General features: G+C 45.3%; 14 protein-coding genes and 1 pseudogene. 8 read left to right on the forward strand and 7 right to left on the reverse strand.

The window, feature by feature from the left end; all coding sequences use genetic code 11:
- Nucleotides 1-51: 51 nt before the first annotated feature.
- Nucleotides 52-1,242: an L-arabinose MFS transporter gene (ydeA, locus tag C4F37_RS24330; RefSeq protein WP_000210774.1), complete on the forward strand. Its 1,191-nt coding sequence runs from the start codon at nucleotides 52-54 to the stop codon at nucleotides 1,240-1,242.
- Nucleotides 1,243-1,266: 24 nt separating this feature from the next.
- On the opposite strand, the gene marC is transcribed toward ydeA, so the two are convergent.
- Nucleotides 1,267-1,932 (reverse strand): NAAT family transporter MarC, encoded by a 666-nt coding sequence (gene marC / locus C4F37_RS24335; protein ID WP_000885033.1) that lies wholly within the window; start codon nucleotides 1,930-1,932, stop codon nucleotides 1,267-1,269.
- Between the two features lie 211 nt (nucleotides 1,933-2,143).
- Between marC and marR the strand changes: the two genes are divergently transcribed.
- The 3 genes from marR to marB are packed head-to-tail and all read left to right on the forward strand — an operon-like array spanning nucleotide 2,144 to nucleotide 3,232.
- The gene (gene marR, locus C4F37_RS24340; protein WP_000799375.1) at nucleotides 2,144-2,578 is read left to right on the forward strand and encodes a multiple antibiotic resistance transcriptional regulator MarR; all 435 of its coding nucleotides are present in this window, start codon (nucleotides 2,144-2,146) and stop codon (nucleotides 2,576-2,578) included.
- A 20-nt stretch (nucleotides 2,579-2,598) separates the two neighbouring features.
- Nucleotides 2,599-2,982: an MDR efflux pump AcrAB transcriptional activator MarA gene (marA, locus tag C4F37_RS24345; protein ID WP_000091198.1), complete on the forward strand. Its 384-nt coding sequence runs from the start codon at nucleotides 2,599-2,601 to the stop codon at nucleotides 2,980-2,982.
- 31 nt (nucleotides 2,983-3,013) lie between these two features.
- A complete protein-coding gene (marB, locus tag C4F37_RS24350; RefSeq protein WP_000803536.1) occupies nucleotides 3,014-3,232 on the forward strand; it encodes a multiple antibiotic resistance protein MarB in 219 nt (72 codons plus the stop codon).
- 56 nt (nucleotides 3,233-3,288) lie between these two features.
- Here the strand turns inward: marB and C4F37_RS24355 are convergent, their stop codons facing one another.
- From C4F37_RS24355 to C4F37_RS24375, 5 genes are all read right to left on the reverse strand, one after another.
- Complete coding sequence (locus C4F37_RS24355) at nucleotides 3,289-4,728, reverse strand: 6-phospho-beta-glucosidase (RefSeq protein WP_001538766.1); 1,440 nt, start codon at nucleotides 4,726-4,728, stop codon at nucleotides 3,289-3,291.
- Nucleotides 4,729-4,751: 23 nt separating this feature from the next.
- Nucleotides 4,752-6,425, reverse strand: a complete 1,674-nt coding sequence (locus C4F37_RS24360; RefSeq protein ID WP_001538767.1) for a carbohydrate porin — start codon at nucleotides 6,423-6,425, stop codon at nucleotides 4,752-4,754.
- A 54-nt stretch (nucleotides 6,426-6,479) separates the two neighbouring features.
- Nucleotides 6,480-6,791: a PTS lactose/cellobiose transporter subunit IIA gene (locus C4F37_RS24365; RefSeq protein ID WP_001304363.1), complete on the reverse strand. Its 312-nt coding sequence runs from the start codon at nucleotides 6,789-6,791 to the stop codon at nucleotides 6,480-6,482.
- A gap of 27 nt (nucleotides 6,792-6,818) precedes the next feature.
- The gene (locus tag C4F37_RS24370) at nucleotides 6,819-8,141 is read right to left on the reverse strand and encodes a PTS sugar transporter subunit IIC (RefSeq protein ID WP_001304362.1); all 1,323 of its coding nucleotides are present in this window, start codon (nucleotides 8,139-8,141) and stop codon (nucleotides 6,819-6,821) included.
- A gap of 114 nt (nucleotides 8,142-8,255) precedes the next feature.
- Nucleotides 8,256-8,567, reverse strand: a complete 312-nt coding sequence (locus C4F37_RS24375; RefSeq protein ID WP_001538768.1) for a PTS sugar transporter subunit IIB — start codon at nucleotides 8,565-8,567, stop codon at nucleotides 8,256-8,258.
- 198 nt (nucleotides 8,568-8,765) lie between these two features.
- Between C4F37_RS24375 and C4F37_RS24380 the strand changes: the two genes are divergently transcribed.
- A complete protein-coding gene (locus C4F37_RS24380) occupies nucleotides 8,766-9,464 on the forward strand; it encodes a GntR family transcriptional regulator (RefSeq protein WP_000577184.1) in 699 nt (232 codons plus the stop codon).
- 44 nt (nucleotides 9,465-9,508) lie between these two features.
- On the opposite strand, the gene eamA is transcribed toward C4F37_RS24380, so the two are convergent.
- Nucleotides 9,509-10,408 carry an O-acetylserine/cysteine exporter gene (eamA, locus tag C4F37_RS24385; RefSeq protein ID WP_000087205.1) on the reverse strand — a complete coding sequence of 300 codons (900 nt, stop codon included), beginning with the start codon at nucleotides 10,406-10,408 and terminating at the stop codon, nucleotides 9,509-9,511.
- A gap of 117 nt (nucleotides 10,409-10,525) precedes the next feature.
- Between eamA and ydeE the strand changes: the two genes are divergently transcribed.
- From ydeE to mgtT, 3 genes and pseudogenes are all read left to right on the forward strand, one after another.
- Entirely contained in the window at nucleotides 10,526-11,680 is a 1,155-nt protein-coding gene (gene ydeE / locus C4F37_RS24390) for an efflux MFS transporter YdeE (RefSeq protein WP_256813992.1), read from the forward strand.
- Nucleotides 11,681-11,806: 126 nt separating this feature from the next.
- Nucleotides 11,807-11,902 (forward strand): protein MgtS, encoded by a 96-nt coding sequence (gene mgtS, locus C4F37_RS24395; RefSeq protein ID WP_000901367.1) that lies wholly within the window; start codon nucleotides 11,807-11,809, stop codon nucleotides 11,900-11,902.
- Nucleotides 11,902-11,979, forward strand: a pseudogene (gene mgtT, locus C4F37_RS27995) (protein MgtT); the annotation flags it as partial. The gene mgtS and the pseudogene mgtT, both read left to right, overlap by 1 nt.
- Nucleotides 11,980-12,105 lie beyond the last annotated feature (126 nt).

Consider the following 12,105-nt stretch of genomic DNA (forward strand, 5'->3'; position numbering starts at 1 on the left):
CCGTTTTAAGATCATTTCATCACTTTTTCGCAACTCACCCGATAATCTGTTATGACAACAAACACTGTTTCCCGCAAAGTAGCGTGGCTACGGGTCGTTACGCTGGCAGTCGCCGCCTTTATCTTCAATACCACCGAATTTGTCCCTGTTGGCCTGCTCTCTGACATTGCGCATAGTTTTCACATGCAAACCGCTCAGGTCGGCATCATGTTGACAATTTATGCATGGGTAGTGGCGCTAATGTCATTGCCTTTTATGTTAATGACCAGCCAGGTTGAACGCCGCAAATTACTGATCTGCCTGTTTGTGGTGTTTATTGCCAGCCACGTACTGTCGTTTTTATCGTGGAGTTTTACCGTTCTGGTGATCAGTCGCATTGGTGTGGCTTTTGCACATGCGATTTTCTGGTCGATTACGGCGTCTCTGGCGATCCGTATGGCTCCGGCCGGGAAGCGAGCACAGGCATTGAGTTTAATTGCCACCGGTACAGCACTGGCAATGGTATTAGGTTTACCTCTCGGGCGCATTGTGGGGCAGTATTTTGGCTGGCGAATGACCTTCTTCGCGATTGGTATCGGGGCGCTTATTACCCTTTTGTGCCTGATTAAGTTACTTCCCTTGCTGCCCAGTGAGCATTCCGGTTCATTGAAAAGCCTCCCGCTATTGTTCCGCCGCCCGGCATTGATGAGCATTTATTTGTTAACTGTGGTGGTTGTCACCGCCCATTACACGGCATACAGCTATATCGAGCCTTTTGTACAAAACATTGCGGGATTCAGCGCCAACTTTGCCACGGCATTACTGTTATTACTCGGTGGTGCGGGCATTATTGGCAGCGTGATTTTCGGTAAACTGGGTAATCAGTATGCGTCTGCGTTGGTGAGTACAGCGATTGCGCTATTGCTGGTGTGCCTGGCGCTGCTGCTACCTGCGGCGAACAGTGAAATACACCTCGGGGTGCTGAGTATTTTCTGGGGGATCGCGATGATGATCATCGGGCTTGGTATGCAGGTTAAAGTGCTGGCGCTGGCACCAGATGCCACCGACGTCGCGATGGCGCTATTCTCCGGGATATTTAATATTGGAATCGGCGCGGGTGCGTTGGTAGGTAATCAGGTGAGTCTGCACTGGTCAATGTCGATGATTGGTTATGTGGGCGCGGTGCCTGCTTTTGCTGCGTTAATATGGTCAATCATCATTTTTCGCCGCTGGCCAGTGACACTCGAAGAACAGACGCAATAGTTGAAAGGCCCATTCGGGCCTTTTTTAATGATACGTTTTAATGATTTCCAGGATGCCGTTAATAATAAACTGCACGCCCATACATACCAGCAGGAATCCCATCAGACGGGAGATCGCTTCAATACCCCCCTTGCCCACCAGCCGCATAATTGCGCCAGAGCTGCGTAGACTTCCCCACAAAATAACCGCCACCAGGAAAAAGATCAGCGGCGGCGCAACCATCAGTACCCAATCAGCGAAGGTTGAACTCTGACGCACTGTGGAGGCCGAGCTAATAATCATCGCAATGGTTCCCGGACCGGCGGTACTTGGCATTGCCAGTGGTACAAAAGCAATATTGGCACTGGGTTCATCTTCCAGCTCTTCCGACTTGCTTTTCGCTTCCGGTGAATCAATCGCTTTCTGTTGCGGAAAGAGCATCCGAAAACCGATAAACGCGACGATTAAGCCGCCTGCAATTCGCAGACCGGGAATCGAAATGCCAAATGTATCCATCACCAGTTGCCCGGCGTAATACGCCACCATCATGATGGCAAATACGTACACCGAGGCCATCAACGACTGACGATTACGTTCGGCACTGTTCATGTTGCCTGCCAGGCCAAGAAATAACGCGACAGTTGTTAATGGGTTAGCTAACGGCAGTAACACCACCAGCCCCAGGCCTATTGCTTTAAACAAATCTAACATTGGTGGTTGTTATCCTGTGTATCTGGTTTATCAGCGAAAAGTATAAGGGGTAAACAAGGATAAAGTGTCACTCTTTAGCTAACCTTGCATCGCATTGACCAAAACTTGAACCGATTTAGCAAAACGTGGCATCGGTCAATTCATTCATTTGACTTATACTTGCCTGGGCAATATTATCCCCTGCAACTAATTACTTGCCAGGGCAACTAATGTGAAAAATACCAGCGATCTGTTCAATGAAATTATTCCATTGGGTCGCTTAATCCATATGGTTAATCAGAAGAAAGATCGCCTGCTTAACGAGTATCTGTCTCCGCTGGATATTACCGCGGCACAGTTTAAGGTGCTCTGCTCTATCCGCTGCGCGGCGTGTATTACTCCGGTTGAACTGAAAAAAGTGTTGTCGGTCGACCTGGGGGCACTGACCCGTATGCTGGATCGCCTGGTCTGTAAAGGCTGGGTGGAAAGGTTGCCGAACCCGAATGATAAGCGCGGCGTACTGGTAAAACTTACCACCAGCGGCGCGGCAATATGTGAACAATGCCATCAATTAGTTGGCCAGGACCTGCATCAAGAATTAACAAAAAACCTGACGGCGGACGAAGTGGCAACACTTGAGCATTTGCTTAAGAAAGTCCTGCCGTAAACGAAAAAAGAGGTATGACGATGTCCAGACGCAATACTGACGCTATTACCATTCATAGCATTTTGGACTGGATCGAGGACAACCTGGAATCGCCACTGTCACTGGAGAAAGTGTCAGAGCGTTCGGGTTACTCCAAATGGCACCTGCAACGGATGTTTAAAAAAGAAACCGGTCATTCATTAGGCCAATACATCCGTAGCCGTAAGATGACGGAAATCGCGCAAAAGCTGAAGGAAAGTAACGAGCCGATACTCTATCTGGCAGAACGATATGGCTTCGAGTCCCAACAAACTCTGACCCGAACCTTCAAAAATTACTTTGATGTTCCGCCGCATAAATACCGGATGACCAATATGCAAGGTGAATCGCGTTTTTTACATCCATTAAATCATTACAACAACTAGTTGATAACGTGACAACGTCACTGAGGCAATCATGAAACCACTTTTATCCGCAATAGCAACTGCGCTTATTCTCTTTTCTGCGCAGGGCGTTGCGGAACAAACCACGCAGCCGGTTGTTACTTCCTGTGGCAATGTCGTGGTTGTTCCCCCATCGCAGGAACAACCACCGTTTGATTTAAATCACATGGGTACTGGCAGTGATAAGTCGGATGCGCTCGGCGTGCCCTATTACAATCAACACGCTATGTAGTTATTGTCAGGCTCTGATCACAGAGCCTGACATTTCCGTAATATCTTCCTGAAGTCTCATATATTTTCGCCATTGTTGGCGATGAGATCCCGATACCAGTAAAACGATGCTTTACGTATCCGTTCCAGCGTTCCCTTCCCTTCGTTGTCTTTATCGACATAAATCATTCCGTAGCGTTTTTTTATTTCTCCTGTTCCGGCAGAAACCAGATCAATGCAACCCCACGGGGTGTAGCCAATTAAGTCAACACCATCTTCAACTACGGCTTTTTTCATTTCCCGAATATGGGAGGAAAAGTAATCAATGCGATAGTGATCGTTCACCGTGCCGTCAGCTTGTCTCTGGTCAACCGCACCAAATCCATTTTCGACAATAAACAGCGGCAACTGGAAATGATCCCAGAACCAGTTGAGTGAATAACGTAGCCCTGCCGGATCAATTTGCCATCCCCATTCGGATGTATCGATATAAGGGTTGCTGACCAAATCTCGTGGTTCAACATAATCCAGTTGCGGATTATCTGGCGAAAATTGCGTCGTAAAAGACATGTAGTAGCTAAAGCCGATAAAGTCGACACAACCTCTGGCAAGAATCGCGTTATCATCTGGTGTGATATCGAGGTTGAATCCTTTCCTTGCAAAGTAATTCAGCATATGTTGCGGATAATATCCACGAGCATGAACATCAGTAAACCAGTAACGACGATGCATCGCTTTCGTGGCCATCATCATATCGTTGGGTGCACACGTCAGAGGATAGATGGGGCACATAGCAATCATACAGCCGATATTAAATTCAGGATTGATCAGTTTTCCAGTCTGTACCGCCAGGGCACTGGCAACTAACTCATAATGTACCGCCTGGTACATTATTTGTTCGCGCTCATTGAGATCTTCCTCTGGCGAATACAAGATACCGGAATTAGTAAATGGACACAGGCTTTCGCTGAAATTCACCTGATTATTGATTTCGTTAAACGTCATCCAGTACTTTACTTTTTCTTTATAGCGCGTGAAGACCGTTGATGCGAAGTGGATAAAAAAGTCGATCAGTTTACGGTTTCGCCAGCCACCATATTTTGTCACCAGATGATAAGGCATCTCAAAATGCGAAAGCGTCACCACAGGTTCCATTCCCTGCTTCAGGCATTCATCGAAGAGATCATCATAAAATTGTAAACCCTCTTCATTCGGCTCCTGTTCGTCACCTTGCGGAAAGATTCGTGTCCAGGCAATGGAAGTTCGAAAGCATTTGAATCCCATCCCGGCAAATAACTGAATATCTGTTTTATAGCGATGATAAAAATCAATTGCTTCATGATTGGGATAATTAAGTCCGTCGATAACGCCTTCTGTCACTTCACGCGGCACCCCGTGAGCGCCAGCAGTCATTACATCAGCGATACTGATGCCTTTTCCTCCTTCATTCCAGCCACCTTCCAATTGATGTGCGGCTACCGCACCGCCCCATAAAAAATCTTCTTTAAATCCTGACATACACAACTCCTTAACTAAATAGATTACCACCAGACTTCCGCCTGGATGCCGGCCATAAACTCGTCTTTGCTGTTCTCATTAAACTTAAAATTCGATAATTCGTTATCCAGAATATTGATATACGTCCCGTAGAAGCGAATTTCTGGTCGTGAACCTAAAATACTTTCACCCACTTTCAATGCATGCCAGAGTGTCGTTTTATAAGCCGATTCATTTAGCGTTACCCCCTGCTGAGTTTTGTTCTGTTGCTTAAACCAGCCTAATTCAAGCCCCGTCTGATTCCATGTATTCCAGATCCAGGCCGGTCTTATTACGGTGCGAATACTGTCAAAATCACTATGAGCGCCACTTTCATAACTATAAACATCTTCGCCATGAGAATAGACAAGCGCGTTAGCCATAATAATATTGTCAGTCAGATACATCTCGCCCTGAGAGATTAAACGCCAGGCGATCCCATTGGTATGGTCACCATAGTAATAGCGACCATGCGCCATCGTATTACTGGCATCTGAGAAACTGGCAAAACTGCTGGCATAGGAATTATTGGCAACCTGTAACGTAAATTCATTAAACGTATCGCGTTGCAAGTTTTGCCGTAAAACAGAAGTCAGCATCCAGCTATCTTTCATTTCAAAATAACTGTCGTCATTTTCATTATCTTGTTGTTGATCCGTTTTATTAGGTGCGGAATATTTAGCCATTAATGACAACGTCGCATCATCCCATAACGGGATATTGCGATAACGAACATCCACAGAATTGGTATTCATCTGACTGGTACGCGTAAAATCACGAGAGTAAACATCGACATCATCTCGGCTTAAGGACATATCAAACAGCCCTACACCAAGCGCCCAGTTTTCAATCCCCACACCCGCGGCAACATCCGTGGTTAAGGTTTTCCAGTCCAGCATTTGGATCTCATATTGCGGGAGTTTATGTTTGCCGACCCAGAAGTCTGCCTCTCGTGCGAAGGGTAAAAAACCTCGCGTTGTCAGATAAATATCACTGAACTGCATGATATTTTCATTGGCACTGTCACCAAACCAGGCATCGTTATACTGCTGACCTACGTTTCCATCATAGGTAACGACCGCATTTGCCGTTCTACCGTCCTGATTATAAACACGCTGATTTAAGGTCAGGTCAAACCAACCACTCATCTCGTTACCAAAACGTCCCAGAGAACCCGCTGCATAAGTTTGTGGTGAGCCGTGATTACCGGTGCCCCAGCCTGAGCGGAAGTACCCCTGATAGCTGAATCCAATATCATCCTTTATATATTTACTGATATCTTTCAGGGTCACGCTTTCGATAGTGGTTTTATCGCCTTTACTTTCAATAACGGCAATTTGCTGCGATCCATTTATAGTATGTGCTGCGGCAGACGAGTTCTGTTCACCGTTTTCATTTTTGATGTTATCAGCAACGGGAGATGTCGCTGATATTTCGGCAAGCGAGGCCGATTGATATTTATTTTCTGTGATGCTTTTTTGTAATGTCGAAAGTCGGAATTTATATACTCCCAGTTCATTCTGTGTTGCTTTCAGCTCTTGTTTATTTTGCGACAATTCATTTTCAAGCAATTCAAGGCGCTGCTCTATGGTTAATTTTGTTGCCATCGCGTTCAACGGAAACAATGCTGTAATAATAGAAATAGACAAAAGGCTGACGTTAAGCGTCTTTATATTCATAACTTATCCTTAAGAGTGTAGTAATTTCCTCCAGCTATCGCACTGGAGAAAAAATCAGGCATGGAGCTCTTTTCTTAATGAAATAATTTCCCTGGCTAAATCCTGGCATAATATTGCATTCATCAAATGATCCTGTGCATGTATCAGAATTAAATTAACTTCTATTTTGCCACAGCCTTCATCCTGACTAATTAACGCGGTCTGAATCTTATGCGCCTGAAGACAGGCAGATTCAGAGCTGGCCATTAGTTTAGTTGCGCCCTGCCAGTCTTTTTGCCCGGCACAACGTATGGCTTCCATCGCATCAGAACGAGCCTGTCCCGCGTTGATCAGTAACTCCATAACAAGTTCTTCATCTGCAAACATCACAATCTCCTTCCTGGGTAAATGGAATTATCCGTTAGTTGTCATGTTATTGACTTTGTTGGCGGCGATAACAAAAGGTAAATAGATCATTGTCGCCACACCTAAACATAAAAAACCAACCAGTAATGCCAGCCAGTTTCCCCCGGTTCCGAGGAAAGCAATTAAAGGTCCGGGCGTAGTCCAGGGCACGGCATAAGCAACCGGTGGAATAATTTCCATCGAAACAAAGAAGTAACCAATGGCACAGTTAACAATGGGAACCATAATAAACGGCACCATCATGATGGGGTTAAGTACAATAGGAAGGCCGAACATTATCGGTTCATTGATATTGAAAATACCGGGGATAAATGACATTTTTGCCAGATCACGGTATTCCGCACGCTTAGAAGCGATAAAAATAGCCAACAATAACCCCAACGTCATACCTGAACCGCCGCAGTTGGCGAATGCATCATTAATAGAAGTCCAGGTAATCGGATATGGCGCGCCCCAGGTAGTGCCGTGTTGAGCGGCCCAGGAGAGATTCTCCAGATTAGCCTCAGAAAAAACGGTTTCTCGAATTGCCGACGTGGTATTAGGTCCGTGGATCCCCAGCACCCACAGGAAATTACCCACAGCCCCCAGGATAATTACCGCAAAGATATTCGTTCCCATATGTTTGAGCGGCGTCTGGATTAATGTGTAAATGAGATCATTTAATCCTGCCGGGGATATCAATGTCAGGCAATAATTAAGTGCGGAAAAGAACACCATGACAAAAAATATTGGCAATAAAACTTTAAATGAACGCGCTACCGCAGGAGGTACAGCTGCCGGCATCGTTATGGTGATTTTGGGGTTTCGAGCTAAGCGACAAAATATTTCACTGGTGATCAATGCAACGATAACAGCAACAAACAACCCCTGCGCGCCGAGATATTTGGTCGTCAGGAATGCCTGCCCATCTATCATCTGGTATGGGGTATAAACAATAAAAAATGCTCCTATTGCCGTTAATCCACATAAAAGATCATCTTGCTCATAGCTAATCGCCACATTCCTGGCGACCAGGAAAGCAATCATAATTGACATGATATTTACAGAACCATTCATTACCGGAGTAAAAATAGCTTGTGCTTTTTCAAGGTTGGGGAAAATGCTGTTCAGATGCAGTAATCCGGCAATAAAACCGTCGGGCGATAATATGGCAAAGTTAATTAATATAATTAATGAGCTTGCCATGATAATTGGAAACGTAAAAACGAATCCATCTCTCACCGCTGCAACATGTTTTTGTGAGTTTAACTTGATAGCAACTGGAACAAGAAAACGTTCCATTCCACGTTCGAATGATGCCATTAATCCCATTTTTTTATACCTGTTGTCCTGGATATTTATACATCCCAATAAAGCATGTATGCCATATCCATTTTATGATGTGTGAAAAGTTAGTTCAGGTAATAGTTTAATAATATTAGATTCTTACTCTTGCAGTAGTTTCATCGCAAATTCAAGAACTGCCTGTCCGTTCATTGTGCCATAGTCTTTCATCTCGATAACGGCTACAGGCATTTTCCCCTGTGCAACGGCTTCAATCTCTGGTTTCTGAAAGCGAACTTGCGGACCAAGTAAAACAACGTCAACTTCGTTATTTTTAATTTTCCCTTTAGCCTCTGTAATCGCCAATGCGGAAATATTAACTTCAAGTGAAATAGCGGTAGCATGATCAATCATACGTTTAACCAGCATACTGGTTGACATGCCCGCAGCGCAAACTAACAATATCTTTTTCATATTTTTCCTTACTGGTATATAACAGACTACATTGTGTAAATATCATATCCCACAGTAGCTACACGTCCTGGTACATTGATCACAGTAATACAGCAATAAAGTTGTTCAACAACAGGGTGATAATTAAACGACTCGGCCATACGATAAACTAATCAGGTCTCAACTCCTTGTTTTCAATGGCTCTTAAAAGGTGCAAAAGTGATTTTTCAAAAGATTGCCCGCTTACTTAAATCCGAGATCAATGGCAATTCATGGCATGTTGGTGATTTGTTGCCGTCAGAAGCGGAACTCGCTGTTCGTTATAATGTTTCGCGTAATACCCTGCGTAAGGCATTATCCCTGCTGGAAGGCGAAGGAATTATTCACAGAAAGCATGGTTCAGGAACATACATTCAAAAAAAGAATTTTGTTGCACACATTGATCACATGAACAGTTTCAGTGAAATTGCACATAAAAGCGGCAAAGAGGCAGGAAGTCAGATTATGAAATTTGAAGTGCAGGATGCTTCTCCTACTATTGCGACTGAGCTGAATTTAGTGACTGGTGAGCAGGTTTATTACATAAAGAGACTGCGATTCATTGAGGATAATGCAGCACAATTAGAAGAAACGTGGATGTCAGTGGCACGTTTTCCTGATTTAACCGTATCGCATATGCAAAAATCCAAATTTTCGTATATTGAGAACGAATGCGGGATCAAAATCATTGGCACCTTTGAAACTTTCTCCCCGACTTTTCCTACCCCAGAAATCGCCAGTATTTTACGGATCAGCCCACGGGATCCCATACTTAAAATTCAGACCCAGGCTGTGGATAGTAACTCTATTCCGCTGGATTATTCGTTACTTTACAGCAATATTTTCGAGTTCCAGGTAAAGTACTTTTTCCCGCGATAAAAGCAGACGCACAGAGTGCTGGCATCACATTCTGTGCGTATGGTTTAGCCTCTGACCTTTACCGCTTTACGCCACCGCAAGCCAAATACATTGATATACAGCCCGGTCATAATGAGCACCGCACCGAAAAATTGCAGACCCGTTAAGCGTTCATCCAACAATAGTGCCGCACTTGCCAGTCCAACTACAGGCACCAGTAACGATAACGGTGCAACCCGCCAGGTTTCATAGCGTCCCAGTAACGTCCCCCAGATCCCATAACCAACAATTGTCGCCACAAACGCCAGATACATCAGAGACAAGATGGTGGTCATATCGATAGTAACCAGACTGTGAATCATGGTTGCGGAACCATCGAGAATCAGCGAGGCAACAAAGAAGGGAATGATTGGGATTAATGCGCTCCAGATTACCAGCGACATCACTGCCGGACGCGTTGCGTGCGACATGATCTTTTTATTGAAGATGTTGCCACACGCCCAACTAAATGCTGCCGCCAGGGTCAACATAAAGCCGAGCATCGCCACATGCTGACCGTTCAGACTATCTTCGATTAACACCAGTACGCCAAAAATCGCTAAGGCGATCCCCGCCAATTGTTTGCCATGTAGTCGTTCACCGAAAGTAAACGCGCCAAGCACGATAGTAAAAAACGCTTGTGCCTGTAACACCAACGAGGCCAGTCCAGCAGGCATACCAAAGTTAATAGCGCAGAACAGAAAGGCAAACTGCGCAAAACTGATGGTTAATCCATACCCCAGCAGCAAATTCAGTGGTACTTTCGGTCGTGCGACAAAAAAGATGGCCGGGAAAGCAACCAGCATAAAGCGCAAACCGGCCAGCATCAGCGGTGGCATGTTATGAAGCCCCACTTTGATGACCACAAAATTTAGCCCCCATACAACCACTACCAGTAGCGCCAACACCCCATCTTTTCGCGACATTCTACCGCCTCTGAATTTCATCTTTTGTAAGCAATCAACTTAGCTGAATTTACTTTTCTTTAACAGTTGATTCGTTAGTCACCGTTTACGACGGCATTAATGCGCAAATAAGTCGCTATACTTCGGATTTTTGCCATGCTAACCATCGGACGCGGCGCTACGCTGCCGTTTATGACCATTTACTTGAGTCGCCAGTACAGCCTGAGTGTCGATCTAATCGGTTATGCGATGACAATTGCGCTCACTATTGGCGTCGTTTTTAGCCTCGGTTTTGGTATCCTGGCGGATAAGTTCGACAAGAAACGCTATATGTTACTGGCAATTACCGCCTTCGCTAGCGGTTTTATTGCCATTCCTTTAGTGAATAACGTGACGCTGGTGGTGCTCTTTTTTGCCCTTATTAACTGCGCCTACTCCGTTTTTGCTACCGTGCTGAAAGCCTGGTTTGCCGACAATCTTTCGTCCACCAGCAAAACGAAGATTTTCTCAATCAACTACACCATGCTCAACATTGGCTGGACCATCGGTCCGCCACTCGGCACGCTGTTGGTGATGCAGAGCATCAATCTACCCTTCTGGCTGGCAGCTATCTGTTCCGCGTTCCCCATGCTTTTCATTCAAATTTGGGTAAAGCGCAGCGAGAAAATCATCGCCACGGAAACAGGCAGTGTCTGGTCGCCGAAAGTTTTATTACAAGATAAAGCACTGTTGTGGTTTACCTGCTCTGGCTTTCTGGCTTCTTTTGTTAGCGGCGCATTTGCTTCATGCATTTCACAATATGTGATGGTGATTGCTGATGGTGATTTTGCCGAAAAGGTGGTCGCGGTTGTTCTTCCGGTGAATGCTGCCATGGTGGTTACGTTGCAATATTCCGTGGGCCGCCGCCTTAACCCGGCTAACATCCGCGCGCTGATGACAGCAGGCACCCTCTGTTTCGTCATCGGGCTGGTCGGTTTTATTTTTTCCGGCAACAGCCTGCTATTGTGGGGTATGTCAGCTGCGGTATTTACTGTCGGTGAAATCATTTATGCACCGGGCGAGTATATGTTGATTGACCATATTGCGCCGCCAGGAATGAAAGCCAGCTATTTTTCCGCCCAGTCTTTAGGCTGGCTTGGTGCTGCGATTAACCCATTAGTGAGTGGCATAGTGCTTACCAGTCTGCCGCCTTTCTCGCTGTTTATCATCTTAGCGTTAGTGATCGTTGTTGCGTGGGTGCTGATGTTAAAAGGAATTCGTGCAAGACCGTGGGGGCAGCCCGCGCTTTGTTGATTTAAGTCGAACACAATAAGAATTTAATTCAGCCTTCGTTTAGGTTACCTCTGCTAATATCTTTCTCATTGAGATGAAAATTAAGGTAAGCGAGGAAACACACCACACCATAAACGGAGGCAAATAATGCTGGGTAATATGAATGTTTTTATGGCCGTACTGGGAATAATTTTATTTTCTGGGTTTCTGGCCGCGTATTTCAGCCACAAATGGGATGACTAATGAACGGAGATAATCCCTCACCTAACCGGCCCCTTGTTACAGTTGTGTACAAGGGGCCTGATTTTTATGACGGCGAAATAAATATCCTCCGGCATAGCCGGAGGTTTTTCAAATGCGCCTATAAGGCTCTCTTACCAGCCGCGCCCTAACAGGCGCACACGATCTGACATTTGCATCCAACTTCGTTACTTACGGCCCGTAAA

Source organism: Escherichia sp. R1, from assembly GCF_003000935.1.
Classification (GTDB): domain Bacteria; phylum Pseudomonadota; class Gammaproteobacteria; order Enterobacterales; family Enterobacteriaceae; genus Escherichia; species Escherichia coli.

Excerpts from the sequence above, each read along its gene's own strand:
- C4F37_RS24365 (WP_001304363.1), bottom strand. The coding sequence starts at position 6,791 with ATGTTTGCAGATGAAGAACTTGTTATGGAGTTACTGATCAACGCGGGA.
- marB (WP_000803536.1), top strand. The coding sequence starts at position 3,014 with ATGAAACCACTTTTATCCGCAATAGCAACTGCGCTTATTCTCTTTTCT.
- marC (WP_000885033.1), bottom strand. The coding sequence starts at position 1,932 with ATGTTAGATTTGTTTAAAGCAATAGGCCTGGGGCTGGTGGTGTTACTG.
- eamA (WP_000087205.1), bottom strand. The coding sequence starts at position 10,408 with ATGTCGCGAAAAGATGGGGTGTTGGCGCTACTGGTAGTGGTTGTATGG.
- C4F37_RS24360 (WP_001538767.1), bottom strand. The coding sequence starts at position 6,425 with ATGAATATAAAGACGCTTAACGTCAGCCTTTTGTCTATTTCTATTATT.
- mgtS (WP_000901367.1), top strand. The coding sequence starts at position 11,807 with ATGCTGGGTAATATGAATGTTTTTATGGCCGTACTGGGAATAATTTTA.
- C4F37_RS24370 (WP_001304362.1), bottom strand. The coding sequence starts at position 8,141 with ATGGGATTAATGGCATCATTCGAACGTGGAATGGAACGTTTTCTTGTT.
- ydeA (WP_000210774.1), top strand. The coding sequence starts at position 52 with ATGACAACAAACACTGTTTCCCGCAAAGTAGCGTGGCTACGGGTCGTT.
- C4F37_RS24355 (WP_001538766.1), bottom strand. The coding sequence starts at position 4,728 with ATGTCAGGATTTAAAGAAGATTTTTTATGGGGCGGTGCGGTAGCCGCA.
- C4F37_RS24375 (WP_001538768.1), bottom strand. The coding sequence starts at position 8,567 with ATGAAAAAGATATTGTTAGTTTGCGCTGCGGGCATGTCAACCAGTATG.
- marA (WP_000091198.1), top strand. The coding sequence starts at position 2,599 with ATGTCCAGACGCAATACTGACGCTATTACCATTCATAGCATTTTGGAC.